We start from the raw sequence: 26,383 nt of genomic DNA, 5'->3' as shown, positions 1-26,383 counted from the left end.
GGCTGCGGCTCTGCCCAAATTGACCTGAACATGAGAATTCCTGCCGTTAATCCCGGAATACTGGGCGAGCGAGTGTCCGCCCGATGCTGCAGTTTCGGGGAAAGTGCAGCAATGAGCCTGGTTGTTCGTGCGGTTTCCCGGAAAGTGCACCGTCCCCACCGGAGGTGATCATGGCGCGCAAGCAGGCGGTTGGGACCGCGGCTGGCCGGGCGCCCGCCGCGAAGGCGGCCGCGAAGAAGACGTCGACGGCGAAGAAATCGCCCGCGACGAAGACGGCACCCGCCAAGTCAGTGGTTGTGGCAGCGGGTCCGGCCGCGAAGCGGGGCACCGCCGCGAAAGCCGCCAAGAAGGTCCCGGCGAAGAAGGTGACAGCCAGCGCGGGTCCTGCCCCGTCTCCCCGGAAGAAGGCGGCGTCGGGTCCCGCCCGGAGCGCGTCGGCGAAGCGGGGTACGGCGAGGGCGACCAAGGCGACCGGGCGCGCAGTGACCGGCGGCGGGAGCGCGGGTGCGGGCCGACCCAACATCCTGGTGATCTGGGGCGACGACATCGGCATAACCAACCTGAGCTGCTACAGCGACGGGCTGATGGGCTACCGCACGCCCAACATCGACCGCATCGCCGACGAGGGCGTGCGCTTCACCGACTACTACGGCGAGCAGAGCTGCACCGCCGGTCGGTCCGCGTTCCTCACCGGGCAGTCGGTGTTCCGCACCGGCCTGTCCAAGGTCGGCATTCCGGGCGCCGAGATCGGGTTGCAGGAGCAGGACCCGACCATCGCCGAGGCGCTCAAGCCGCTCGGCTACGCCACCGGCCAGTTCGGCAAGAACCACCTCGGGGACAAGGACAGATTCCTGCCCACCCGGCACGGGTTCGACGAGTTCTTCGGCAATCTCTACCACCTCAACGCCGAGGAGGAGCCCGAGCACGAGGACTACCCGGACCCGACGGACTACCCCGACTTCAGGCGCAACTTCGGCCCACGCGGTGTGCTGCACTGCTGGGCCAACCCGGACGGCACCCAGCGCATCGAGGACACCGGTCCGCTGACGCGCAAGCGGATGGAGACCATCGACGACGAGGTGCTGACGCACGCCACCGACTTCATCGAGCGGCAGGCCGCGGCCGAGACCCCGTTCTTCGTGTGGTTCAACACCACGCACATGCACTTCAAGACGCACCCGCGACCGGAGATCAAGGGACAGGCCGGGCGCTGGCAGTCCGACTACCACGACGTGATGCTCGACCACGACCGCGCGGTGGGAGAGCTGCTGGACCTACTCGACCGGCTCGGCCTGGCCGACGACACGATCGTCATGTACAGCACGGACAACGGGCCGCACCTGAACTCGTGGCCCGACGCGGGCATGACCCCGTTCCGCAATGAGAAGAACTCCAACTGGGAAGGCGCCTACCGGGTGCCGGCGATGCTGCGCTGGCCGGGCCGGATCCGACCGGGCTGGGTCAGCAACGAGATCCTGAGCCACCTCGACATGTTCCCGACCCTGCTGGCCGCTGCGGGCGACCCCGACATCGCGGCGCGGCTGCGCGCGGGCACCGACCTGGCGGGCAAGCGGTTCAAGGTGCACCTGGACGGGTCCAACGCGCTGCCGTATCTGACCGGCGAGGAGGAGCACGGCCCGCGCGAGGGGTTCTTCTACTTCTCCGACGACGGCGACCTGACCGCGCTGCGTTTCGACAACTGGAAGCTGGTCTTCATGGAGCAGCGGGTGCAGGGGACGATGCGCATCTGGGCCGAGCCGTTCGTGGTGCTGCGCGTACCCAAGCTGTTCAACCTGCGCACCGACCCGTTCGAGCGGGCCGACGTCACCTCGAACAGCTACTACAGCTGGTTCCTGGACCGGGTGTACCTGGTGCTCGCCGGGCAGAAGCTGGTCGGCGACTTCATGTCGACGTTCTCGGAGTTCCCGCCGCGGCAGAAGGCGGCGAGCTTCACCGTCGACCAGGTGATGGAGAAGATCATGGAAGGCGTCGGGAGCCACTGAGATGATCGACCTGCTGCCGTCGTGGCGGCCCGGGGCGAGCCGCGACGCGGTCGAGGCCTTCCTCGCCGCGTCGCGGGACCTGCCCGCCGACCAGCGCGTCGCGGTGCTCGACAACGACGGCACGCTGTGGTGCGAGAAGCCGAGCTACGTCCAGTACGACTTCCTGGTCGCCCAACTGCATGACGCGGTGGCCGCGGACCCGGCCGTGGCGCAGCGGCCCGAATACCGGGCGCTGCTGAGCGACGACCGAGCCGCGCTGGGCGAGCTGGGCCTGCAGCGGGTGGCGACGGCGCTGCTGGAGCTGTGCGCGGGGCTGACCCCGGAGGAGTTCACCGATCGGGTGCACCGCTTCATGGCCACGGCGACACATCAGCGGGGTGTGCGGTACCCGAAGCTGGTGTACCAGCCGATGCGGGAGCTGCTGGGCGCGCTGCGGGCGCACGAGTTCTCGGTGTTCGTGGTCACCGGCGGCGGCACCGAGTTCGTCCGGGCGGTCAGCGCGCAGCTCTACGGCGTCGCGCCCGACGACGTCGTCGGCACGCTGGTGGAGTACCACTACGCCGAGCACGACGGCCATCCGGAGCTGGAGCGCACCGCCGCCGCGTTCGGTGAGGTCAACGAGGGTCCGGCCAAGGTCGCACACATCCAGACCCAGCTCGGGCGGCGACCGGTCTTCGCCGCGGGCAACTCCGGCGGCGACCGGCAGATGCTGGAGTACGCCGCCGCCGCGGGCCCGCCCAGCCTGGCCCTGCTCGTCGACCACGACGACGCCGACCGCGAGTACGCGTACACGTCCAAGGCCGTCTCCTTCGCCGAGACCGAGGCGATCACCGACGTGGCCCGGCGCGAGGGCTGGACGGTCGTCAGCATGCGGGACGACTGGACGCAGATCTTCGCCCGGTGACCGCTAACCTCGCCCCATGCGGTACGACCTGTTGCTGACCGGCGGGCGGGTGCTCGACCCCGGTGGCGGCCACGCCGGGGTGCTCGACATCGGCATCCGCGCCGGACTGATCGCCGAGGTCGGCCCCGGACTGCGGCGCGAGGCGGCCCGCGAGGTCGTCGACGCCACCGGCCGCCTGGTCACCCCGGGCCTGGTCGACCTGCACACCCACGTCTTCGGCGGCGCGACGTACTGGGGCATCGACCCGGCGCCGGTCGCCTGGTGCTCCGGGGTCACCACCTGGGTCGACGCCGGTTCGGCGGGGGCGTACACGCTCGACGCGCTGCGTACCGCCATCGCCGCGCACCGGGTACGGGTGCCGGTGCTGCTCAACGTCGCCGGGCCGGGGCTGGCCGCCGCCACCGGCGAGGCGCGCGACCTGGACAACTGCGACACCGACCTGGCCATCCGCACCGTCGAGGCCAACCGCGACCTGGTGGTCGGGATCAAGGCGCGCATCGACCACAACGCCGTCGGCGGCAGCGGGGTCGAGCCGCTGCGCCGGGCGCTGGCCGTCGGCCGGGCCTGCGACGTGCCGGTGATGGTGCACATCGGCGTGGCGCCGCCCACGATCGGCGAGGTGCTGCCGCTGCTGCGCCCCGGCGACATCGTCACCCACTGTGCCAGCGGCTTCGCCCACGACCCGGCCGCCCTGGACCCCGCCGTGCGCGCCGCGTACGACCGGGGCGTGCTGTTCGACGTGGGGCACGGGGCCGGGGGGTTCGCCTTCGACGTACTGGAGGCGCAGCTCGCGGCCGGGATGCCGCCGCACACGGTCTCCACCGACCTGCACGGGCGCTCGCAGCACGGCCCGGTGTTCGACCTGCCGACCACGATGGCCAAGCTGCTCGCGGTCGGGATGAGCCTGGACCAGGTCGTCGCGGCGACCACGATCGCCCCGGCCCGCGCTCTCGCACTGCCCGCCGGCAGCGGCACGCTACGCCCCGGCGCCCCCGCCGACGTGGCCGTGTTCACGGTCGAGAAAGGCGCGTTCGAGCTGGCCGACGTACACGGCCAGCGGCGCACCGCGCCGCTGCGGCTGCGCAACGAGGCGACCTACCTGTCCGGCCGACCGCTGCCCCCGGCGCTGCCCGCCGCGCCGGCGCCGTGGATCCCGCTCACCGACGCCCAGCGCGCCGCCCTGGCCAGCCGCGAGCGAGCCATCCGCGCCCTCCTCACCGTCCCCCTGGTCCCCCCGCACGCCCTCGCCAACCAGTTCCCGAGGTAAGGAAGGGCCCCTTCTTATCGCAATACGTGGTAGAAGGGCCCCTTCTTGACGCGACCTCGGTGGGCGGATGCTACGGGACGGGGTCGTCGGGTGACCGGGCTTTGCGGTAGTTCGTGGTGATCGGCCGGGTGGCGCGCAGAATGGACGTCTTGGGGCTGGCTCTCCCAGCCGGCGCCCTGGCCCCGTGAGGAGGACGTCATGCGACGCCTCTGCAGTAGAGCCGCCATCCTCGCCGCCACCGCCCTCGCGGCCGCGACCCTGTCCGCCGCCCCGGCCGCCGCCGCCACCCCGCCCGGCGCGGTCGAGCCAACCCCGGCGATATGCGCCAAGACGGCCAAGACGGTGGAGGACGGCCTGACCGAGTTCGCGGCGGAGCTCTCCGACGTCACCCAGGCCGCCGACTCCGGCGATCTGAGCGGGGCGGAGAAGTCGGTGCGCAAGGCCGGTGACGCGCTGGTCGCGCTCGGCGCCGACCTGCGCAAGGACGCGTCCACCGCCGACGCCGCCGACGTACGCAAGACCCTGGGCCAGCTCGCCGACGAGTTCGAGAAGCAGGGCAAGCAGCTCGACACGCTCAAGGACCTGCAGGAGCTGGACGTGTCCCGCATCGACGAGCTGTCCGACCAGATGATCGCCCTCTGCGGTGCCTCGGTCACGCCGTCGCCCGGGCGCACCTCCTGACGGGTGCACCGCTCGAGTCGTGCCGCGCGCGGTACGGCTCTAGCATCGTCGCGTGCCGCCCCGACCCCTGCCGCGCCTGCTGCTCGCCCTCGCCACGGCGTTAGCCCTGGCCGGATGCGATTCCGCGCCTGAAGCCGCCCCGGGCTGGGTGCCCGCGTCCGGCGCCGCCACCCCGAGCACCGCGCCCAGCGTCGCCGTGCGCCCGTCCCCGTCGCGGGTCCCGTTCGCGCCCGGCAACCCGAGGGGCGGGGCGACGGTGCCAGCCGAGGCGCGCGCGGTCGACACCTCGCATCCGACCCGGGTGGTCGGCACCGGCACCCCGGCCAGCTGCACCTCGCAGGCCGTGGTCAAGGCGGTGGCGGCCGGGGGCGTGATCACGTTCGACTGTGGCCCGGAGCCGGTCACGATCACCATGACCGCCACCGCGAAGATCCGCAACGCGAACGGTCCGCGCATCGTGCTCGACGGGGGCGGCCTGGTCACCCTGAGCGGTGGCGGCAAGCGCCGCATCCTGTACATGAACACGTGTGACCAGGCGCAGGGCTGGACCACCTCGCACTGCCAGGACCAGGACCACCCGCAGCTCACGGTGCAGAACCTGACCTTCGCCGACGGGAACTCCACCGGTGAGAAGACCGAGGGTGGCGGGGGTGGGGCCGTCTTCGTACGCGGCGGACGGTTCAAGATCGTCAACTCGCGGTTCATTCGCAACCGCTGCGACGGCACCGGCCCGGACCTCGGCGGTGCCGCGGTACGGGTGCTCAGCCAGTACCACAACCAGCCCGTGTACGTCGTGAACAGCACCTTCGGCGGTGCCAAGGGCCTGGGTGGCAGCTGCGCCAACGGTGGCGCGCTGAGCAGCATCGGCGTCTCCTGGACCGTGCTGAACAGCGTCTTCAGCCACAACTCGGCGATCGGCCGGGGCGCGAACCCGGCCCGCTCGGGCACCCCCGGCGGCGGCAGCGGCGGCGCGATCTACGCCGACGGCAACCTGTTCACCATCCGGGTGGCCGGGACGATCATCGAGGACAACCACGCCCGCGAGGGCGGCGGCGCGATCTTCTTCGTCAGCAACGACCGCACCGGCACGCTGCGCATCGAGCACTCCACGCTGCGCCGCAACCCCAGCGACGGGTTCGAGACCCGGGGCTTTCCGGGCATCTTCTTCCTCGGCGCCCGCCCGCCGACGGTCGTTCGGTGAATGAACGGGCCGTGTCGGGCAGCCTGTATGCTGCTAGGCGCCTGGCAGGCACCTCGCGAGATCGGTTCACGACCGGCTGACGGTGCGGCCGGGGCGGACAGCTGATACAGCCGAGTGGTGCGGGAGTCGAAGAAACCATGTCGAACGAGATCCTCCTGGTGACCGGCGGTGCCGGGTTCGTGGGCAGCCACCTCATCCGCGAGCTGTTGGCCACCCGCCCGGACGCGCACATCGTCTCGATCGACAACTACTTCACCGGCACGAAAGCCAACGAGATCGTCGACGCCCGGGTCACCTACCTCGAGGGCAACACGATCGACGTCGCCAAGATCTGGGCCGAGCACGGCTACGCCTCGCCGCGGCAGGTCTTCCACCTCGGTGAGTACGCGCGGATCGTGCAGTCGTTCGCCGAGTTCGACCGGACCTGGGAGTACAACAGCCGCGGCACCAAGGAAGTGATCATGTTCTGCGCCGAGCACGGCGCGCGCCTGGTCTACTCCGCGTCCAGCTCGAAGTTCGGCAACGAGGGCAAGGACGAGCACCTCAACCCGTACGCGTGGACCAAGGCCAAGAACGTCGAGCTGATCAAGAACTACGGCGACTGGTACGGCCTCGACTACGTGATCACGTACTTCTACAACGCGTACGGCCCCGGCCAGATCACCCACGGCACCTACGCCACCGTGATCGGCATCTTCGAGCGGCTCTACCTGGAGGGCAAGCCGCTGACCGTGGTCTCGCCCGGCACCCAGACCCGTGACTTCACCCACATCTCCGACATCGTCGCGGGTGTGCTCGCCGCCGCCGAGGGCGGCAAGGGCGACGGCTACCTGCTCGGCACCGGCCGCGAGTGGGAGATCCTCGAGGTGGCGAACCTGTTCGGCACCGAGGTCGAGATGGTCCCGGCGCTGCCCGGCGAGCGCACCAAGGGCCGCGCCGACAACGCCAAGGCCCGCGCGCTCGGCTGGGAGCCGAAGGTCGTGCTCAGCGAGTACATCGCCGAGTTCGTGCGGCAGCACCCGCGCGGCTGATCCACCCGCGTCGCTAGGCTGCGGGCCATGTCATACGCGGACACGGCCCGCCGCCTCGTCGCGCAGGTGTGGAACGCCGAGCACGAGGCCGCGGCATACGAGCTGGTCGCCGTCGGCTGCCCCGGCCTGGACGGCAGCGGACCCGACGCGGTGCTCGCCTGGCACCGCGACCGCCGCACCTCCTTCAGCGACCTGCGCTACCAGCTGGTCGAGGTCGTCGCGTCCGAGACCGGCGCCGCGCTGCGCTGGCGGGCCACCGGCACCCAGGACGGTCCGTTCGGCCCGGTGCCCGCCACCGGCAGGCCCGTCGCCTACGCCGGTGCGACGTTCCTGTCCTTCGACGCCGACGGCCGCGTCGCCGACGTGTGGAGCGTCAACGAGCTGTTCCAGCTCCTGCAGCAGCTCGGCGTCACCGTGACCCCACCGGAGCAGGGCTGACGGCTACCGTAGGGGCCATGCTCGACCCTCAGGCTGTCACCCGCGCCACCTACGACCAGATCGCCACCGCGTACGCCCAGCAGTTGGGCGGTGTCGACGGCATGGCACCGGACCGCGAGCGTTTCGCCGCGGCCCTCGGCTCGGGTGCGCTGGTGGCCGACATCGGCTGCGGCCCGGCCCACCACGTACGCGCGCTACGCGACCTGGGTCTACGCGTGGTCGGACTGGACCTCTCCGAGGGCCAGCTGCGCGCCTCCGACGGCGTGCCGGGGCTGGTCCAGGCCGACATGCTCGCGCTGCCGCTGTCCGCCGGCGCGGTGGACGGGATCTGGGCCATCGCGTCCCTGCTGCACCTGCCGCGCGAGCTGGCCCCGCGGGCGATCGCGGAGTTCGCCCGGGTGCTGCGCTCGGGCGGGCAGCTGTGGCTGACCGTGGCGGAGGGCGAGGGTGAGGGCTTCGAGCCCTCGCACTACGACGAGAGCCGCGCGCCGCGCTGGTTCAGCTACTACAGCGAGCCGGAGCTGCGCGGATGGCTGGAACCGGTCGGGTTCGAGGTGGCGTGGACGCGGCGCGGCCAGACCCACCGCTCCTGGCTGTCCCTCCACTGCCGCCGCGCCTGACCTGCAACCGGTTTGGAAGGGCCCCTTCTACCTCGCATTGCGATAAGAAGGGGCCCTTCCTTACTCCCGGGGCGGGGCGTGGGGGAGTTACCAGGCGGCGTTCATGAGGTCGGTGGCGCTCTGCTGCCGGGCGGCGTCCGTGCTGTCCAGTGGCCCCGCCCAGCGCAGGCCGTACGCGTCGAGCGGGTTGCGGTCGGCGGCGTACGCCGCGTCGGCGTTGCGCCGCAGGTAGGCCAGGTACGGCCGCCCCGACAGGGCGGTGTCGAGCTTGACCAGGCCGCGGGCGAACACCCCCTTGAAGGTCGGCCCGTCGGCGCCGCAGTTCGGCTCGCACGGTTCGCGCAGGATGCCGTTGACGTTGAGCGACGACGACGTGGTCGCCGCGTCGGCGGTGCGACGGGCGGCGGTGAGCAGGGACGCGTCCCCGGTGGCCCGGTTCAGCTCGGTCAGCCCCGCGATCAGGACCCCCTGGTTGTACGACCACGCCGTCGACCCGTTGTTGCGGCAGGTCGACAGGTTGATCCCGTCGTTGACCAGCCCCGACGAGTTGACCAGCCCGGTGTTCTGGATCCAGGTCCACGTGCTGCGGGCCCGCTGCAGGTACGCGGTGTCGCCCGGGATGCGGTTGTGCAGGGCCGCGTTGAGCTGCAGGAACAGGCTGTTGGCGATGGCGGCCTTGTAGGTGCGCGCGGTGCTCCACCACACGCCGCCGCCGCAGGTGCCGTCCCAGTAGGAGTTCATGAAGTCGGCGTCGAACCGGGCCGTGTTCAGGTAGCGGCTGTCGCCGGTGGCGTCGTACGCGGCCACCCAGGCCAGCCCCCACCAGCCGGTGTCGTCGAGGTAGTCGTTGGTGAAGTTCCCCCGGTTCTTGCCGATGTTCTTGTCGTAGGTGTTCGCGATCGCGTAGCGGTAGCTGGGCATGCCGGTCACCCGGATGCCGTCGATGACGGCGGTGAGCGCGTTGGCGCTGTTCCACCAGCCCGTGGTGTCGAACAGGCCGGTGCCGAGGTTGTAGAACTGCATCAGCGCCGTCGCGGCGGCGGTGGCCCGGTTGCCCGCGTTCCAGGTGGTGCGGGCCCAGGCCGTGCACGCGACCTCGGGCCGGTCCCCGGCTTTGCCGCAGGCGCGCAGCGCGCCCACCCCCAGGCCCGCCCAGTCGTCCACGTTGTACATCAGCGTCCGCCAGCCGTGCTGGCCGGTCGGGATCGCGGTGTCGCCGAGCTTGCTGCCCGCGGTCCAGGTGCGGCCGCCGTCCATGGAACGGTCCAGCCACACGTGGTCGCCGGGGTTGCCGTTGCCGATACTGGCCCAGCCCATGGCGTCGGCGTCGTCGAAGTGCAGCACGATCGTGCGGCCCCAGACCCCGGCGGTCACCGGTTGCCGGTCGCCCGGGGACAGGGCGGGATCGCGCGCGTCGCAGTACCTGTTGCAGATCGTCGCGGCCCAGGCCGCGCCCGGCGCGCCGAGCACCGCCACGGCCGCCAGCAACGCCGCCACCAGGGCGGTTCGAAATCTTCGCATGACTCTCTCCTGAAGGGACGGATCAGGGAAAGAGCGCTCTCTCGACTACGCTAGAGAGGGTGTGTCCAGCAATACAACCCTTTCGATATGCCAGTGTTCGAGACTGCTCAGCGGAAACCGAACATCTGGGTCCAGTAGTACCGGTACGGCCCGCCCGTGGCCCGTCCCACGCCCATCGCCTTGGACGAGCAGTTCAGGATGTTGGCGCGGTGGCCCTTGGAGTTCATCCACTGCTGCATCGTGGCCTTGGCGGTGGAGTTGCCCGCCGCGATGTTCTCCGCCGACGGCTGGGTGTACCCCTGCGCCTTGGCCCGGTCCCACGGCGAGACGCCCTCCGGGGTGTCGTGGGAGAAGTAGGCCCGCTTCGCCATGTCCTCGCTGTGCAGCCGGGCCGCCTTGGCCAGCCGCGCGTCGGCGTGCACCGGCCCGCAGCCGACCTTCTTGCGCTCGGTGTTGACCAGCGCCAGGATCTGCTCCTCCGGCGTCTGCGGGGCCCGGGGCGTCGGCTTGGGCGAGGCCGACGGCGCGGGGGAGGGCGAGCCCGACGGCGAGGCCGAGGTCGAGGGCGCAGCGCCGGTCGTGGCCGTCGCGGCCGGGTCGGGCGACACCGCCGCCGCGGCGCCCGGCGGCCGTGCCGCGCTGTCCGCCTCACCGCCGCCGGGCGGCATCAGCACGTACACGCCGGCCGCCAGTACCGACGCGGCCGTCACCACACCGGCCAGCCGCAGTGCCCACCGGCGCCCCGCGCCACCGGTCGACCGGACCATGCCCACGGTGAACAGCAACCCCAGCACCGCGTACGCGCTGACCTTGGTGCGCAGCCGACGGCAGTGCTCGCACTGGTTGATGTGCCGGTCCACCCGGCCGCGCTCGCGGGCGTTCAGTCGCCGGTGCCCCGGGGCGATCGCGTCCAGCCCGGCGCAGCGCCCGTGCTGGCGGGCGACCAGCATGGTGCGCACCGCGCTGCCCAGCGCCTTACGGGAGCGGTGCACCAGCACCGCCGCGTGCGCCGAGCCGACGCCCAGCACCTCGCCGACCTCGCGGCTGGACAGGTCCCAGCGCAGCGTCAGCTCCAGCACCGCCCGCTGGCGCGGCTCCAGTGCGTGTGCGGCGTTCCAGACCAGCTCGTACGCCTCACGCTGCTCGGCCGCGAACTCCGGCCGCCGGGCCCGGTCGTCGTCGGCGAGCAGCTCCTCCGGCAGCGGCCCCGGCGACACCCGCCCCGCCGCCGACATCGCCCGCCGGTACGCGATCGAGAACAGCCACGTCTTCAGCGCCGCCGGGTCGCGCAGCTTGTCCAGATCCCGCCAGGCGACCAGGAACGTCTCCTGCACCACGTCCTCGGCCGTGTGCCGGTCGCCGACCTGCCGGACCACGAATGCCAGCAACCCCGGCCGGTACTGCCGGTAGAGCCGTTCGAAGGCGTCCCGGTCGCCCGCGAGCGCGCCTCGGGCCAGCGATGTGTCCGACCGCATGACAACCTCCTGGAAGAGCGGTGATGCCAGTAGGTCCCGCCACAGCGCCCGCCATTACACCCCGCGGCCGATTCTTTGTCGACCGGTGCGCCAGGCGGCAGCCGTTACCGAAATGAGATTTCAAGGTCATCGGACGGGTCAGCGGAAGCGCGATCGTCCATGTCATTCTGTCGCCGCCGTTGACGGGGAGTGTTCCGTCCACATACGAGAACCAGTGGCGACCGATGGGGATTGACATGTACAGACGGAAGGGTTTGACGCTGCGCAGGGCATGGCGCCCTGCGGCGGTGATCGGCCTGGCCACAGTGGTGGCGATCAGCATCACCGGGGTGGCGGTGGCCAAACCGCCCAAGCCGAACGCCGCACCCGCGACCGGGCAGGTGCCCGCGGTGCGCGATGTCAAGGCCGTGCCGTCCCACTTCAGCCCACCGGCCGACGCCGCAGCGAAGTCGTTCACTCCGACCAAGACCGCCTGGCCCGCTGCCGCATCCGGCACCGCGACCCTCGCGGCGCCGGCGGCCGGTGCCCGCACCGGTGCACGCGTCGCCGCAACGGGTACGCCCGTCTGGGCCCGCTCTGTCGCCGCCGCGGCAGGCTTGGCCTACACCGGACCGTCGGCTGTCAGCGTCCAGGTCGTCGACCGGGCCCGCACCGAGGCTGCCGGGGTCCAAGGCGTCCTGTTCACGGTGACCGGCACCGGATCCGGCCCGGCCGAGATCGGTGTCGACTACGGTGCCTGGTCGCAGGCGATCGGCGGCAACTACGGTTCCCGGCTGCGCCTGGTCCAGTACCCGTCCTGCATCCTCACGACCCCCCAGGTCGCCGCCTGCAGGCGGGCCACTCGGCTGGCCTCTCGCAACGACGCCAAGGCCGCCACTGTCGCGGCGCAGGTCGCGGTGCCCGCCGCAGCTCCGGCGACTACCTCGCCGGAGCTGGCGAGCGTGCTCGGCATGACCGCCACGCCGATTCAGCCCATCGGCCAGACGCTCGTGCTCGCGGCCGCCGCCGACGCCGGCGAGGAGGGCGGGGCCGGTGGCACCTACGCGGCCACCGACCTCAAGCCGTCCGGCAGCTGGGCCGGTGGCTCGTCGACGGGCAACTTCACCTACACCTACCCGCTCGCGACCGCGCAGGGTCCGTCGTCACTGCTGCCGCAGATCAAGCTGGGCTATGACTCCTCGGCCACCGACGGGCAGACCGCCTCCACGCAGGCGCAGGCGAACTGGGCCGGCGAGGGCTGGAGCACCCCGCGCTCGTACATCGAGCAGACCTTCCTGTCCTGTTCGGACAAGCCCGAGGGCACCGCGGCGCCGGTCTCGACCTACGACCAGTGCTACAACGGGCCGATCCTGACCCTGTCGCTCAACGGCTCTTCGACGGCCCTGGTCTGGGACGCGACCAAGCAGGTGTGGAAGCCGGAGGCTGATGACGGCGCGGTGGTCAAGCGCGTCACCAACGGCGGCGACAACGGGACCCCGACCTACAACCACGAGTACTGGACCGTCACCGACCGCTCCGGCACCGTGTACTCGTTCGGGCTGAACCGCCTGCCCGGATGGACCTCGGGCAAGACCCCGACGAACTCGGTCGACTCGATCCCGGTGTTCTCGGCGCACAGCCCGAACGGGACGACGTTCACCGATCCCTGCTACAACGCCACCTGGTCGCAGTCCTGGTGCACCATGGCCTACCGCTGGAACCTCGACTACGTCAAGGACATCCACGGCAACGCGATGGCGTACTACTACAAGCAGGACACGAACTTCTACGGTCGCAACAAGGGCGCCACCATGACGTCCTACGTGCGCGACAGCCACCTGGACCACATCGACTACGGCTTCACCGACGGCAACGCCTACGGCACCGTGGCCAACCAGCTGAAGTTCAACACCGGCGACCGCTGCGTCAGCGGCACCTGCCAGCCGCTGAACTCCGCCAACAAGGGCAACTGGCCGGACGTCCCGTTCGACCTGATCTGCGCCTCTGGCGCCACCTGCACTTCGTGGTCCCCGGCCTTCTTCTCGACGGTACGCCTGACCTCGATCGTGTCGCAGCAGTGGTCGCTCGGGTCGGCGCAGTACGTGCCGCTGGACACGTACGCGTTCACCCACACCATCCCGCCGACCGGGGATGGCACCTCGCCGACCCTGTGGCTGTCGTCGATCACGCATACGGGTTCGGACACGAGCGTCGGCAGCACGCCGTCGATCGTGTTGCCGGCGACCTCCTTCACGGCGGTGCAGCTGCAGAACCGGGTCGACACCGTCAGCGACGGGCTTCCGGCCTTCTACAAGTACCGCATCCAGGGCATCACCACCGAGGCCGGTTCGCAGATCACCGTCAGCTACGGCCTGCCGAATCCGTGCACGGCGCCGGTGACGACCCCGGCGGCGACGAACACCTCGTCGTGCTATCCAGTGTCGTGGACGCCGCCGGGCTACACGAACCCGATCACCGACTGGTTCAACAAGTTCGTGGTCACCAAGGTCACCGAGTCCGACCCGACCGGCGGTGCCCCCGCCAAGGCCACCTCCTACAGCTACCTCGGCGGCGCGGCCTGGCACTACGACGAGAACGAGGTCGTCAAGGAGAAGTACCGCACCTACGGCCAGTTCCGCGGATACGGCAAGGTCAAGACGCTCGGCGGTGACGGCGTCAACGACCGGCGCTCTCAGTCCGAGACGGTCTTCTACCGGGGCATGTCGAAGAACAACAACACCACGGTGGTCAACCTCACCGACTCGCAGGGCGGCGTGCACGAGGACGTCGAGGAGTTGGCCGGCAAGGCGCTCGAGGTGACGGCGTACCTGGGTGAGGACGGTCCGGTCGACCACTCGACCATCACGTCCTACTGGGTCTCCGGCGCGTCGGCGACCCGCACCCGGACCGGCCTCTCGGCCCAGACCGCCCACAAGGTGCAGCAGGTGGAGTCGTTCACCCGGCAGGCGGTGACGAGCTCCGGCAGCACCGTCTGGAAGTACACGCAGACCGACGACACCTTCGACCAGGTGGTCACCTCGCCGACGTTCGGCATGGTCCTGTACTCCTACAGCCACACGGTGCCGGTGGACCCGGCCTACGACAAGTGCACCAGGACGGCGTACGCCCCGGCGAACACCACCAAGAACCTCGTCCTCGCCAGCGAGGTGGAGGTCCTGGCGGTGGCTTGCGGCGGCTTCACGGCCGGCGCGAACCCCTCGGCGCCGGGCTCGGTCAACACACTGACCGCGCCGACCTCGGTGAACCGCCCCGCGCAGGTCATCTCCGACAACATCACCTTCTACGACGACATCACCTGGAACACCACCTTCCCGCAGACGGCCGCGCCGACCCTGGGCACGGTGACGATGGGGCGGCAGGCCAGCGACTACACGGCCGGCGCGTACGTCTACAAGACGACCAGCCGCACCACGTACGACTCCTACGGCCGCAAGATCGACGAGTACGACGGCAACGCCAACAAGACTTCGACGGCGTACACGATGAACTCGATCGGCCTCACCACGGGGATGTCGATCACCAACGCCCTGGGCCAGACGACCTACAGCGCCCAGGCGACCGGCCGCGGCTCGACGCTGACCACCACCGACATCAACGGGATCGTCACCACGCAGAAGTGGGACGCGCTGGGCAGGCTGGCCGCGGTGTGGAACCACTCCCGCGCCACGACGCTGCCCGCTAACTACAAGTTCACCTACGTCATCGCCAACAACGGCACGTCGTCGGCCACGACGCAGAAGCTGAACGACTCGTCGGGGTACCAGACCTCGACGTTGATCTACGACGCGCTGCTGCGTACGCGCCAGACCCAGTCGATGACGCCGCAGGGCGGCCGAGTCGTCACCGACACGTTCTACGACAGCCGGGGCTGGACGACCCGCAAGTACAACAGTTGGTGGGACCCGGCCACGGCGCCCAACACCACCCTGGTGTCGCCGGCTGCGCTCAACCCGGTCTCGGTCGTCTCCGACCAGGAGGAGTACGTCTACGACGGCCTCGGCCGGGCGGTCATCACCCGGGCACTGAAGAACGGCGTCGAAGTCTCGCACAAGACCACCGTGTTCAACGGCGACCGGGAGATCGTCATCCCGCCGGCCGGCGGCCTCGTGTCGGCGAAGGTCACCGACACCGTGGGCCGCACCGTCGAACTCGACCGCTACTCGGTTCCGCCCACGCTCAACACGCCCGCTGACACGTTCACCGGGATCTTCAGCGTGACCGGCGGCACGATCGAGCCGGTCACCTACACCTTCGACAGCCACGGCAACCAGACGACCGTCACCCAGGGCGTCAACGGCCCGGTCTGGACGTCGACCTACAACCTGATGGGCCAGGTCACGTCGAAGACCGACGCCGACGCCGGGCAGGTCAGCGACATCCGGTACGACGGCAACGGCAACATGGTCCAGCAGACCGACGCGCTGGGCAAGACGACGTCGTTCACGTACGACGCGGTGAACCGCAAGATCGCCGAGTACGCCTCGACGGTCGCCGCTCAGGCGCCGAACAAGCTGATGGCGAGCTGGGTCTACGACAACTTGAACAACGCCGTCGTGGGTATGGCGTACCCGAAGGGCAAGTTGACCACGACGACCGTGTACGACGGCGGCAACGCCTACGTCACGCAGCAGAACAACTTCAACGTCTTCGGTTCGTCCACCGGGGTCACGTACACGATCCCGTCGGTGGAAGGCGCCCTGGCCGGCACGTACACGTTCAGCCAGATCTACACCGCCACCACCGGTCTGCCGCTCAAGGACATCTACCAGGCAGGCGGCGGCCTGCCGGCCGAGACGGTGCTGCACGGCTACTCCAGCGCGCTCGACCTGGCCAACACGCTGGGCGGGCTCACCGGATACTCCCAGGGCACCCTGTACGACGCGTTCGGTCGGGTCACCCAGCAGACGCTCGGCGCCGGCACCAACCTGGCCTACGTAACCAACACGTGGGACCCGCACACCGGCAACCTCACCAACCAGCTGATCACCCGGTCGACGGGCAGCGCGGCGGTCAACGAGGAGGCCTACTACTACGACGATGCGAGCAACCTGCTCCGTCAGGTCTCGACCCGGCTTGGCAGCCAGTCGGAGACGCAGTGCTTCGACTACGACGACCTGATCCAGCTCGTCGGTGCGTGGACCGCGACCGACAGCTGCGCGGCCGTGCCCACGACCGCCAGCCACGCCCAGGTCGCGAGTGGGTTCGGGACGAGTTCGGCCTACTGGACCACCTGGTCCATCAACAACCGGGGTGACCGTGACCAGCAGGTGCGACACGCCATCACCGGTGGGCCGAGCAGCGACATCACCACGGCGTACGCCTACAACGGCAACGGGGCCGGGCAGCCGCACACGCTGACCAGCACCACGACCACCGGTGGGGCGACCGGTGGCACCTCCTACACCTACGACGCGGCCGGCAACATGGCCACCCGCAACGCCGGCAGCGGCAGCCAGGTGTTCCACTACGGCGAGGAGAACCGGCTGCTCAGCATCACGGGCAGCACGGGCGGCGACTCCAGCTACGTCTACGACGCCGACGGCCGTGTCCTGGTGCAGCGCAACCCGGGCAAGAACGTCCTCTACCTCGGTGCGCAGCAGCTGACGCTGAACACCTCGACCCAGGCGGTGACCGGTAACCGCTACTACGGGCTGCCCGGCGGCGGGAACGTGGTGCGGACCGGGACGGCGACCAACGCGTACCAGTTCGCCATCCCCGACAAGCACGACACCCCGACGATCTACCTCGACGCGACCGCGCAGACGCCGACGTTCCGGCAGTACACGCCATACGGCGCCCCGCGCGGGGCGGCGGTCGCGGCACCGGACAACCACGGCTTCCTCAACAAGCCGATGGACACCACGACCGGGCTGACCCTGATCGGGGTGCGACAGTACGATCCGGACACCGGCCGGTTCGTCACGGTCGACCCGTTCTTCGACGCGCAGAAGCCCGAGCAGCTCAGCGGGTACTCGTACGGCGGCAACAACCCGGTGCTCAACGCCGACCCGTCGGGCCAGCGGTTCACCATGGACGACGGCGCCGAGGCCGGCCGCAGCTTCTTCTCAGCGCTGTCGGGCCTGTTCAACGGCGCGATGTTCCGCGGGCGCTCGTACCTGGCAGAGGCCAACAAACTGCGCAACACCGAGGCCGCCAAGCACATGAGCCGCACCACCGTCGCCTACTTCGATCGGCACGGTGCCGGCAAGTGGTGGCAGAAACTCACGCCGGAGCGCGCGATCATGCACGCGGCGCCGTCCGGCGGCGGCTTCTGCTGCGAGCCCAACGCGGCGGGCGGCAAGGAGGGCCCGCCCAACTATTCGACGAACAGGAACGGTCTGTGGACCAGGGCGGTCTCCTGGGAGCGGAACTTCGACGCCGCGAACGCCGTCGAGGACGTGCCGTTCAAGACGGGGGCGCCCGACGCGCCGCCCAAGACCCTGACCTACAAGCCGGTCTGCGCCCGTAACTGCCAGGTCGCCACCGTTCCCGAACGGTTCGTGCCGGGCACGACAGCGGCGGAAGGCGGTGCGTGGGGCAAGGAGAACGTCTCCCGCTGGACCCGCACCGGCACCTCGATGCTGGAGTCGGCGCTCAAGGACAACAAGCTCGGCTCGGCCCTGTCGAAGGTGAACGGCGTGCTCGAAGGTGCCGGGCCGGTGCTGAAGGGCGTCGGTGTGGTCGGCACGGTCATCACCGTCGGTGTCGACATCTACAACGTCGTCAACGCACCGCCGGAGGAGCGGCCCCGGATCGCCGCGCACGCGGTGGGTGAGCTGGCCGGCGGCATCGCCGGTGCCGCAGCCGGGGCGGCGATCGCAGGGCCGGTCGGGGCTATGATCGGCGGCTATCTGGGCAGTAAAGCCGGAGGATGGGTGGCCGACAAGGTCAGCGACTTCTTCCACTGGTGACGAAGGCTCGGGGCAGGCCCGCAGGGGCCTGCCCCGAGCCCCCTGTGATGAGGGGGAGCGATGGAACTGGCCGGCGGCTCCGGGCCCCCGTTCCTGGAGGTCGATCGGATCATCTCGTTCTGCGGCCTGCACACCACGCAGGTCGCGGGCCGGTCCGTGCTGGTGCTGGGCACCATGCGATTCCGCGACGCGGTGGAGTTATACGACGCCGCCGACGGCTCCCCGATCAACAGCATCGATGTCGGCAGCCGGGAGACGAACTACGGCAACCTGCGGACGCTGCTGCTCCCGTACCCGGAGCAGCCCCTGCTGCTCGGCGGGTTCTCCTACCGGCCGATCCACGTGTGGCAGATCCCCGACGGGGAGGTCGTGGCGCAGTGGAAGGCGCCCGGTCCCTGGGAGGCCGCGACGGTCCATGAACAGGGCTCGGTCACCACAGTCGCGATGGCGGTCGAAGGTACGGTACGCCAGTTGGACGCGTTCACCGGACGAGAGGCGGGCGAGCGTCTGCACGCGCGGGAGGGTAAGTCCCTGTTCCGCCGCAACACCTCTGAGCTGTGGAGTGTGGCGAGCTCCGGCCCGTATCTGCTGGCCGGGAGCTCGTCGGGCGATGTGTGGCAGTGGGACGCCGGATCCGGCGACGTGGTCGCAGTGTGGAAGGAAGCGCACTCCGGCCCCGTCCTGCGCATGACCGCACACGAGGTCGCGGGCCGCCCCGTGCTCGCCACCATGGGCTCGGACCAGGCCGTACGGGTCTGGGACGTGTCCGACGGCACCCAGCTCGGCGAGGACGTGTGGCTGTCGTTCGACATGCCGCGTCCGGCGTTCGCCGCCGGCGGCCGGCTGCTGATCGCCGGGGACCACGAGCTGAAGCAGGTCGACGTGCTGACCGGGGAGCGCGGCCCGGTGCTGGCGCGCTGGGAGCAGCCGAACCCGGAGCGCACCGAGTTCGACTATGCGATCGAGGAGATCGCCGTCGGCGACATGGCGGGCGTCGAGGTCGTCTTCGCGGCCTCCACCGCGGCGGTCTGGCGCCTCGACGCCGCGACCGGCGAACCCGTCTGACCGGGCGGTGTGCGCCCGTTCGCCAGGCCTGGGTGCTCTGGCCGGTGACCCGGCCGGGTCACCGGGACAGGGCGCTCATCCTGTCGCGGACGATCTCAGCGTCCTGGTGCCCCAGCTGCTCCAGGACGGCCAGCGACTGTCGCCAGGCTGCCACCGCCTGCACGCGTTCGCCGGTGGCTGCCAGACATTCGCCCAGATGGTTCAGGGCGTCGGCGGTGCCGTGCCGGTCGTCGATCTGCTCGAACAGCTCCACCGCCTCCCGCAGCCGGGCGGCCGCCTGGTCGAAGCGCTCCAGGCGCAGGTACGCGTAGCCGAGGCTGTCCAGTGTCGCCGCCCGCCCGCGCCGGTCGTCGGAGCCGCGCAGCAGCGCCAGCGCGCGCAGGCAGCAGGCCACGCAGCTCTCGTAGTCGCCTGCCTGCGCGTGATACCAGCCCGCGCAGTTGAGGGCGTTGCCCAGCAGGGTCACGTCGTCTGTCTGCTCGAACAACGGGATGCTGCGCAGTGCCCGTTCGAGGGTCTCCTCGGGGCGGTCGAGCAGCTCCAGCGCCAGCGCGATGTCCAGATGGGCCTGGCCCTCCCCGGCCGGATCACCGGCCAGCAGCACGATCGCGTGCTCCAGCGCCTCGATCGCGTCGTGGTGGCGGCCCGCGCAGGCCAGCGCGCGACCGAAGCCGCGGCGCGCGTGCGCGCGGTCGTGCCTGCTGCCGCCGCACTCGGCTGGGTCTTCGACGACCACCTGAACGACCACGGCAGCTACGTCCACTGCTGAACCGCCTGACACCGCCGGGCCCGCCTTCATCCAGGAGGCGGGCCCCGGCGGTGTTCCGCGTCGATAGACGTTTGTCGCGCCATGCCATCATCGGCGGTATGACCGTCAACCGCCGTGGCGTCACCGCCGTCCTCGGCTTCCTCGCCAGCTTCACCGCGTTCACGTCGATCGGGCTGTACTCGACCGGCACCGCCGCCTACCGCGAGGCCGGCGGCGCCACGACGCTGCAAGGAATCACCACCGACCCGTTCGGCCTCTGGCTCGCCACGGCGGTGCTCGCCTCGGCGCTGCTCGCGCTGGTCGGCACGATCCTGTTCCTGCGGGGGCGCCGAGCCGCTCCGACGCTGCTGGCCGCCGGGGTGCTGGGGCTGGTGGCGGTGGTTCCCGGCCTGCTGGCGCTGCTGACCTACCGGCGGGTGGCGCTGGACTCCCGGGTCTGAGACCGGGTCGGCTCAGCGCTGGGTGGCGAGCGTGGCGGCGGCCGCCGGGACGGGCTGCGCGGCGAGGGCGGTCTGCTCGCCGAGCAACACCCGCCGCACGATCCGCTCGCTGGCCCGGCCGTCCTCCAGGGCGCAGAACCGGTTGCGGAACGACGTCCGCGCCCGCCGGGCCGCCTCGTCGTCGACCGAACCCGTCAGGAACCGCTCGACCAGCTCGGCCTGGGTGGTCACGACGACGCCGGGGGACTGGTCGAAGATGTCGAAGTACACGCCGCGCTTGGTGCGGTACTGCTCCCAGTCCGAGGCGAACACGACGATCGGCCGGTCCAGGATCGCGTAGTCGAACATCGTCGAGGAGTAGTCGGTGACCAGGACGTCGGCGGCCAGGTAGAGGTCCTCCACCACCGGGTACGCGGTGACGTCGACGACCTGGGCGGAGTCGGTGGCCGGGCCCTGCGCGGGAGACTCGTAGAAGTAGTGCGTACGCAGCAGGATCGTCGTGTCCGGGCCGAGCGCCTCGGCCAGGGCGGCGACGTCGAGGTGGCCCGCGAAGCGGTTGGCGGTGCTGCCCCGGTGGGTCGGCGTGTAGAGGATCACCCGCTGGCCGGGGGCGACGCCGAGCGCGGCCCGGACCCGCTCGCCGTGCTCGGGTGAGGCGTTGACCAGGATGTCGTTGCGCGGGTAGCCGACCTCCAGCGACTCGAAAGTACCCGGGTACGCGGTGCTCCAGGCTTCGGTCGAGTGCCGGTTGGCGGCGACGCTGAAGTCCCAGCGGCTCACCCGCCGCAGCAGCTCCTCGCCGCCCTCGCCCTTGCGGCCCGCGTGGATGAAGCTGTCGACGCCCATGAGCTTGAGCGGGGTGCCGTGGTGGGTCTGCACGTGCACGCTGCCGCGCCGCTTGAGCACGTAGTCGGCGAAGTTGACGTTCCCGATGAAGAAGGCGCCCCGGGCCATGATCCAGAAATACTGGAGCGTCTCCTCGACGACGTATGAGACGTCCTCCGGCATGGTCGCGGCCGCTTCCTTGGTGACCACCCAGACCCCGCGCACCCGCGGCGCCAGGTCCCGGGCCTTCTCGTAGATCGCGGCCGGGTTGCACCGGTAGCCACGGCCCCAGTACGCCGTGTAGACGGCGAGGTACGGGTCGATCGGCAGCAGCAGGAACAGCCGGTAGCAGAGGTACTTCACGGCCCGGAACCCCTGCCGGACCAGTCGGCGCAGCTTCGGAAGGACGCTTCGCAACGGACTGACCCCCGACATGCCGACCCCTATCGCACCAGAGTGAACAGAAGGTATCAGCTCGTCGGCCCCAGGGAGAAGGCCAGGTTTTCGGAGGTGGGAGGTTTGTCGCCACCGTAACGGCGCCGCCGGGAGCCCTCGGCTACTGAAGATCATCGCTGTCCTGGGTGCCCCCATGGGGTGGACTTCTTTGGCTAGCCTGTCGCCGATACCGGGACGCGGGGGCCTTCATGGGAACGAGACGGGGATCATTCATGCGAATGCACAAGCACAGACGGCGCGTGCTGCACGGCGCGATCGTGACCACCGGATTGGCCCTGGCACTGGTCGCGGCGGGCATGCCCGCCGTGGCGGCGCCGAACGCGGCGGCGCCGCGCACCGTGGCGGCCGAAGGCGCCGCGGTGACGGCGGACCAGGCCATCGCCCGAGCCCGAGCGACCGGCCGGAAGGTGGACGTCGTCGGCTCCACGACCGAGACGGACACCCTCACCGCCAACCCCGACGGGACGCTGACCCTGACCAGATCCCTGAAGCCGACGCGGAAGTACACCTCCGCCGGCTGGCGCCCGCTGGATGCCACGCTCCGGCGTGCCGCGGACGGCTCGGTGGTCCCCACGCTGGCCGCGGGGCCGATCAAACTGTCCGGCGGTGGCAGCGGCCCGCTGGCGACCCTGGGCGAGCTGGGTCGTTCCGTGGCGCTGAGCCTGCCCGCCAACCTGCCGACCCCCACATTGGACGGCGCGACGGCGACCTACGCGGCGGTCCTGCCCGGCGTGGACCTGAAGGTGACCGTCGACGATCAGGGCGGATTCTCCGAGGTCCTCGTGGTGCATGACGCGAAGGCGGCCGCGAACCCGGCGCTGCGCACCCTGCGGCTGGCGACGACGACCGACGGGGTGAGCCTCAGCGGGGACGCGGCGGGCAACATCGTCGGCCACGACCGTCGGGGTGCCGTGGTCCTGAGCGCGCCGGCTCCGATCATGTGGGACTCGACGCCCAGCGGCCGCCGGGTCACGGCGGACGGGCGCGGGGTGCTGCGCGACGCCGAGACCGGCCGAGTGGCGATGTCCTCCGCCCGCGGGCCGGGCCTGGCCGCTCGGCGTGCGGGCATCGGCGTGCAGGTCAAGCGCGATGCCATCACGCTGTCGCCGCAGCAGTCGATGCTCACCGACGCGGCCACCGTCTACCCGGTCTACATCGACCCCAGCTTCGCCTGGGGGGCCACCGAGTCCGCCAGCAAGACCGGGTGGGCCACCGTCTCCCGGGGCTACCAGGGCAACGACTATTCGAACAGCAACTACTGGATGAACGGCCCCGACCCCGACGACAACTACCAGGTCGGCAACTCGGGCTGGACGCAGCCGGGACAGATCTGGTCCCGTACGCTGATCAACCTCAACATCAACACGACCCTGCTCAGCGGCGCCATCATCAACACCGCGACCCTGGACATGAGCCTGATCCGCTCCGCGAACTGCACCGATCACTGGGTCGCCCTCTACGCGCCGGCGGCGACGCTGACGCAGAGCAACGCGACCTGGAACGCCTGGGAGAGCAACCGCACGGCGGGCGGCTGGGGCGGCTACATCGACCACAGGAACGCCGCCGCCGGCTACACGGGCTGCGCCAGCGCGGAACCCGTCGGGTTCAACATCAAGAACACGGTCGTCGCCAACATCGCCGCCCACAAGAACACCCAGACATTCCTGCTCGCCGCGGAGAACGAGTCGGACACTCTGGCGTACAAGGAGTTCGACGAGAACGTCACCTACGTCACCATCAACTACAACCACGCGCCCAACACCCCGACGGGCATGACCACCAGCCCGGCGACCTCCTGCAGCGCGGGCACGCCCGACGCGGTCGGCGACGGCCAGGTCACCCTGTACGCCCCGGTGTCGGACCCGAACAACAACATCCTGGGCGTCACGTTCCAGCTCTGGAAGACCAGCGACCCGGCCACGATCCTGAAGTCCTCCGACCCGAACCTGCTCTCCGCCGGGTCGGGCACCACGGCGGTCTTCAACGTCGACGAGCCCACCCTCAAGACGGCTTCCGGCTCGGCGATCACCCAGTTCTCGTGGAAGGTGCAGGCCACCGACGGCAACCTCGCCAGCCCGTGGTCGGCGACGTGCTCGTTCATGTTCGACCCCACCCGTGCCGGCGCACCGACCGTGACGCCGCCCGCCTCGGCCACCATCGGCCAGAACGCGGTCTTCACGGTCACCAAGCCACCGACGGGCTCCGTGCCGTCCAGCTACACCTACCAGCTCAACGGCGGCGTGCCGGTCTCGGCTCCGGCGGTGTCGGGCAACGCCAGCATCACGGTCGTCCCCAGGCGGACCACCAACACTCTCACCGTCATCAGCGTCTCGCCGGGCGGCAACTTCGGCGAGACCGCGAGCATCGTCTTCAACGCGGTGCCCGGCCCCGCCGCCGCGGCCGACGACCTCACCGGTGACGGCATCGCCGACCTGGTGACGGTCGGCGCGGCCCACAACCTGCCGCCCGGCCTCTGGCAGGCGGCCGGCACCGGCACGGCGGCGTCGCTCAAGGTCGCGGCGACCAACATCGGGGTACGCGGAAACGGGATCTACGGCACTGACGGCCCCGAGGACTTCACTGGCGCACAGGCGATCACCGGCAAGTTCACCGGCACCAACCTGCAGGACGTGCTGGTCTACTACCCGGACGGGTTCAACGCCGGTGGCGGGTCCGTGATCAGCGGGCCGGGCGACGGATCGATCCTGCAGGCCCCGCAGTCGGGCAACCAGGCCACCATCAGCGCCGGACTGCTGACCGACATGAACGGCAACAACCCGGCCCAGCTCGCCAACGCGGGCGACGCCTCCGGCCAGCACCTGGCCTACCCGGATCTGATCGCGGTCACCGCCGGTGGCGGCAGCTCGTACCTGGCCTACTACGTGAACCAGAACGGGCTCAACAACTACAGCACGCCGTCGCCGCTGGCCAACCTGACCCCGGCCGGTGACACGGCCTGGAGCACCTGGACCATCGCCACCACCCAGGTCGCCTCGGGCACGGCGATGTTCCTCTGGCAGCCGTCGACCGGTGCGCTGCACCTGTGGACGCAGCTCAACTACAACATCAACGCAGGCACCCTGTCCTACACCGGCTACACGCTGCGATCCGGCGGGTGGAACACCGGCGCGGCACTGGGGCTGCGCGCGGCCGACATCAACCGCGACGGCGTGGCGGACCTGTGGACCGTCGCCAACGGGCAGAGCGTGACCGCCCACCTGGTCACCGGGCTCACCGGTACGCCGACCGTCACCGCCCAGCAGCCGCAGGTGCTGCCCTGCGAGGCGCACGCGTGGTCGCTCGACGACGTCCAGTCGGGCCCGATCGGCACCGCGGCCGAGGCGGCGGGCACGAACGTGCTGACCGCCACCGGCAACGCCGTCTGGAACGCCGGTGACCTCTTCCCCTCGGATGTCCTGCTCAACGCCCTGCCGGGCGGCACCTCGGTGGACCCGGCCGGGACGGGCAGCCTGACCAGCGCGACGCCGCTGATCGACACCACGAAGTCCTTCGGCGTGTCGATCTGGGTGAAGCCGCTGGTCGAGGGCGGCGTGATCCTCTCCGAAGACGGCGCGCACGCGTCCCGGTTCACGGTGTCGATCGATCCGACCACCAAGACCTGGCGATTCGGCATGGCGACCAGTGACCTCAACGGCGCGTCCTACGACGTGGCGGCCTCCTCGCAGACCGTTCAGCTGGGCGCCTGGACCCGGCTCCAGGCGGTCTACAGCGCGCCGACGAACTCGATGGCCCTCTACGTCAACGGCGCGCTCGGCGGCACCGCGGTGCACACCGCGGCGGTGTCCTGGCCCGCGACGGGTCGGCTCGTGCTGGGCCGTTCCCTGGTCAACAGCGCGTCCGGCAACTACTACGCGGGCGAGATCGGCAACCTGCAGGTCTGGGACGTCGTGCCGGCGATCGACCAGATCGGGCCGGTGAGCACCCAGCCCAACCTGGACTTCAACGCCGACGGCAAGCACGACATCGCCAGCATCGACGCCAACTGGGACCTGTCGATGTGGCCCGGCGACGGCGCCGGTCACCTGGTCAACGGCAACTACATGTCATACACCGGCGGCAAGTTCCTGAACTACCACGGCATCGCCGTCGGCGACTTCAACCTCGACAAGCGGGCCGACGTCGCCGCCATCGACGCCGCCAACAACCTCGTGTTCTACCCGGGCAACGGGGCCGGGCGGGTCGGCGTCGGCACGCCGATGAAGGGCACCGGCGGGTCGTTCGCCGGGTTCCACGGCCTCAGCGGCGGTGACTTCAACGGCGACGGCCGATTCGACATCGCCGCGATCGACTCGGCCAACAACATGCAGCTTTACCTGGGTGACGGTACCGGCCTGGTCGGCAACCCGAGCCCGATGCTGTGCACCACGGGCTGCTGGGTCAACTTCCACGGCTTCGTCGCCGGTGACTACAACGGCGACGGCAAGACCGACATCGCCGGGATCGACGCGTACAACAACATGAACTTCTACCCGGGTGACGGCGCCGGTCACGTCACCCTGGCCGGCAGTGGCGCGATGCTGTGCACCACGGGCTGTTGGCAGAACTTCAAGGCGATCGCGCCCGGCGACTTCAACAGCGACGGCAAGACCGACATCGCCGGGATCGACGCGAACAACAACATGATGATGTACCCCGGAGCTGGTGGGGGGCTGCTCATCGGGGGAAACCCGGCGGGCATGTACTGCACCAACGGCTGCTGGGTGAACTTCCGCGCCATCGCCTGACCGGACCCGTCCGGCCCCGGACCTCGGGGCC

At 70.4% G+C, this 26,383-nt stretch carries 16 protein-coding genes; 12 read left to right on the top strand and 4 right to left on the bottom strand.

The genetic code is table 11. The annotated features are described in order from the left end of the window. Positions 1-482: 482 nt before the first annotated feature. The 8 genes from KUA19_RS02030 to KUA19_RS01995 all read left to right on the top strand — a co-directional run bounded on the left by KUA19_RS02030 (position 483) and on the right by KUA19_RS01995 (position 8,145). The gene (locus tag KUA19_RS02030; RefSeq protein WP_308167277.1) at positions 483-2,003 is read left to right on the top strand and encodes an arylsulfatase; all 1,521 of its coding nucleotides are present in this window, start codon (positions 483-485) and stop codon (positions 2,001-2,003) included. 1 nt (position 2,004) lies between these two features. Beyond that, the gene (locus tag KUA19_RS02025) at positions 2,005-2,907 is read left to right on the top strand and encodes an HAD family hydrolase (RefSeq protein ID WP_217394238.1); all 903 of its coding nucleotides are present in this window, start codon (positions 2,005-2,007) and stop codon (positions 2,905-2,907) included. Positions 2,908-2,923: 16 nt separating this feature from the next. Then, on the top strand, positions 2,924-4,174 hold the full coding sequence (locus KUA19_RS02020; RefSeq protein WP_217394236.1) for an amidohydrolase/deacetylase family metallohydrolase: 1,251 nt from the start codon (positions 2,924-2,926) through the stop codon (positions 4,172-4,174). A gap of 198 nt (positions 4,175-4,372) precedes the next feature. Beyond that, a complete protein-coding gene (locus tag KUA19_RS02015) occupies positions 4,373-4,855 on the top strand; it encodes a hypothetical protein (RefSeq protein ID WP_217394234.1) in 483 nt (160 codons plus the stop codon). Positions 4,856-4,907: 52 nt separating this feature from the next. Next, positions 4,908-6,056, top strand: a complete 1,149-nt coding sequence (locus KUA19_RS02010; protein WP_308167276.1) for a hypothetical protein — start codon at positions 4,908-4,910, stop codon at positions 6,054-6,056. A gap of 137 nt (positions 6,057-6,193) precedes the next feature. Beyond that, positions 6,194-7,087, top strand: coding sequence for an NAD-dependent epimerase/dehydratase family protein (locus KUA19_RS02005; protein WP_217394232.1), 894 nt, complete (start codon positions 6,194-6,196; stop codon positions 7,085-7,087). A gap of 27 nt (positions 7,088-7,114) precedes the next feature. Continuing rightward, positions 7,115-7,525, top strand: coding sequence for an ester cyclase (locus KUA19_RS02000; RefSeq protein ID WP_217394230.1), 411 nt, complete (start codon positions 7,115-7,117; stop codon positions 7,523-7,525). Positions 7,526-7,542: 17 nt separating this feature from the next. Next, positions 7,543-8,145: a class I SAM-dependent methyltransferase gene (locus KUA19_RS01995; protein WP_217394228.1), complete on the top strand. Its 603-nt coding sequence runs from the start codon at positions 7,543-7,545 to the stop codon at positions 8,143-8,145. A gap of 87 nt (positions 8,146-8,232) precedes the next feature. Here KUA19_RS01995 and KUA19_RS01990 read toward each other — a convergent pair whose 3' ends face one another. Continuing rightward, positions 8,233-9,666, bottom strand: coding sequence for a glycoside hydrolase family 76 protein (locus KUA19_RS01990; RefSeq protein ID WP_217394226.1), 1,434 nt, complete (start codon positions 9,664-9,666; stop codon positions 8,233-8,235). Positions 9,667-9,773: 107 nt separating this feature from the next. After that, entirely contained in the window at positions 9,774-11,141 is a 1,368-nt protein-coding gene (locus KUA19_RS01985; protein ID WP_217394224.1) for a sigma-70 family RNA polymerase sigma factor, read from the bottom strand. A 236-nt stretch (positions 11,142-11,377) separates the two neighbouring features. Between KUA19_RS01985 and KUA19_RS01980 the strand changes: the two genes are divergently transcribed. After that, complete coding sequence (locus tag KUA19_RS01980; protein WP_254548401.1) at positions 11,378-18,052, top strand: RHS repeat-associated core domain-containing protein; 6,675 nt, start codon at positions 11,378-11,380, stop codon at positions 18,050-18,052. Between the two features lie 60 nt (positions 18,053-18,112). Continuing rightward, on the top strand, positions 18,113-19,117 hold the full coding sequence (locus KUA19_RS01975) for a WD40 repeat domain-containing protein (protein ID WP_217394220.1): 1,005 nt from the start codon (positions 18,113-18,115) through the stop codon (positions 19,115-19,117). A 58-nt stretch (positions 19,118-19,175) separates the two neighbouring features. Here KUA19_RS01975 and KUA19_RS01970 read toward each other — a convergent pair whose 3' ends face one another. Beyond that, positions 19,176-19,865 carry a tetratricopeptide repeat protein gene (locus tag KUA19_RS01970; protein ID WP_217394218.1) on the bottom strand — a complete coding sequence of 230 codons (690 nt, stop codon included), beginning with the start codon at positions 19,863-19,865 and terminating at the stop codon, positions 19,176-19,178. 119 nt (positions 19,866-19,984) lie between these two features. Here KUA19_RS01970 and KUA19_RS01965 point away from each other — a divergent pair, with 119 nt between their 5' ends. Continuing rightward, positions 19,985-20,326, top strand: a complete 342-nt coding sequence (locus KUA19_RS01965) for a hypothetical protein (RefSeq protein ID WP_217394216.1) — start codon at positions 19,985-19,987, stop codon at positions 20,324-20,326. 12 nt (positions 20,327-20,338) lie between these two features. Here the strand turns inward: KUA19_RS01965 and KUA19_RS01960 are convergent, their stop codons facing one another. Then, positions 20,339-21,568: a CDP-glycerol glycerophosphotransferase family protein gene (locus KUA19_RS01960; RefSeq protein ID WP_217394214.1), complete on the bottom strand. Its 1,230-nt coding sequence runs from the start codon at positions 21,566-21,568 to the stop codon at positions 20,339-20,341. A 257-nt stretch (positions 21,569-21,825) separates the two neighbouring features. Between KUA19_RS01960 and KUA19_RS01955 the strand changes: the two genes are divergently transcribed. Then, the gene (locus tag KUA19_RS01955) at positions 21,826-26,352 is read left to right on the top strand and encodes an FG-GAP-like repeat-containing protein (RefSeq protein ID WP_217394212.1); all 4,527 of its coding nucleotides are present in this window, start codon (positions 21,826-21,828) and stop codon (positions 26,350-26,352) included. Positions 26,353-26,383: the final 31 nt, after the last annotated feature.

The organism is Catellatospora tritici (genome assembly GCF_019083965.1).
Classification (GTDB): Bacteria; Actinomycetota; Actinomycetes; order Mycobacteriales; family Micromonosporaceae; genus Catellatospora; species Catellatospora tritici.
This window is presented reverse-complemented; position numbering and strand designations above follow the sequence as displayed.

What these genes read in the sequence shown, in the direction of transcription:
- KUA19_RS01990 (WP_217394226.1), bottom strand. Translation starts at nt 9,666, where the DNA reads ATGCGAAGATTTCGAACCGCCCTGGTGGCGGCGTTGCTGGCGGCCGTG.
- KUA19_RS02015 (WP_217394234.1), top strand. Translation starts at nt 4,373, where the DNA reads ATGCGACGCCTCTGCAGTAGAGCCGCCATCCTCGCCGCCACCGCCCTC.
- KUA19_RS01955 (WP_217394212.1), top strand. Translation starts at nt 21,826, where the DNA reads ATGCACAAGCACAGACGGCGCGTGCTGCACGGCGCGATCGTGACCACC.
- KUA19_RS02020 (WP_217394236.1), top strand. Translation starts at nt 2,924, where the DNA reads ATGCGGTACGACCTGTTGCTGACCGGCGGGCGGGTGCTCGACCCCGGT.
- KUA19_RS01975 (WP_217394220.1), top strand. Translation starts at nt 18,113, where the DNA reads ATGGAACTGGCCGGCGGCTCCGGGCCCCCGTTCCTGGAGGTCGATCGG.
- KUA19_RS01985 (WP_217394224.1), bottom strand. Translation starts at nt 11,141, where the DNA reads ATGCGGTCGGACACATCGCTGGCCCGAGGCGCGCTCGCGGGCGACCGG.
- KUA19_RS02025 (WP_217394238.1), top strand. Translation starts at nt 2,005, where the DNA reads ATGATCGACCTGCTGCCGTCGTGGCGGCCCGGGGCGAGCCGCGACGCG.
- KUA19_RS02000 (WP_217394230.1), top strand. Translation starts at nt 7,115, where the DNA reads ATGTCATACGCGGACACGGCCCGCCGCCTCGTCGCGCAGGTGTGGAAC.
- KUA19_RS01965 (WP_217394216.1), top strand. Translation starts at nt 19,985, where the DNA reads ATGACCGTCAACCGCCGTGGCGTCACCGCCGTCCTCGGCTTCCTCGCC.
- KUA19_RS01995 (WP_217394228.1), top strand. Translation starts at nt 7,543, where the DNA reads ATGCTCGACCCTCAGGCTGTCACCCGCGCCACCTACGACCAGATCGCC.
- KUA19_RS01980 (WP_254548401.1), top strand. Translation starts at nt 11,378, where the DNA reads ATGTACAGACGGAAGGGTTTGACGCTGCGCAGGGCATGGCGCCCTGCG.
- KUA19_RS02005 (WP_217394232.1), top strand. Translation starts at nt 6,194, where the DNA reads ATGTCGAACGAGATCCTCCTGGTGACCGGCGGTGCCGGGTTCGTGGGC.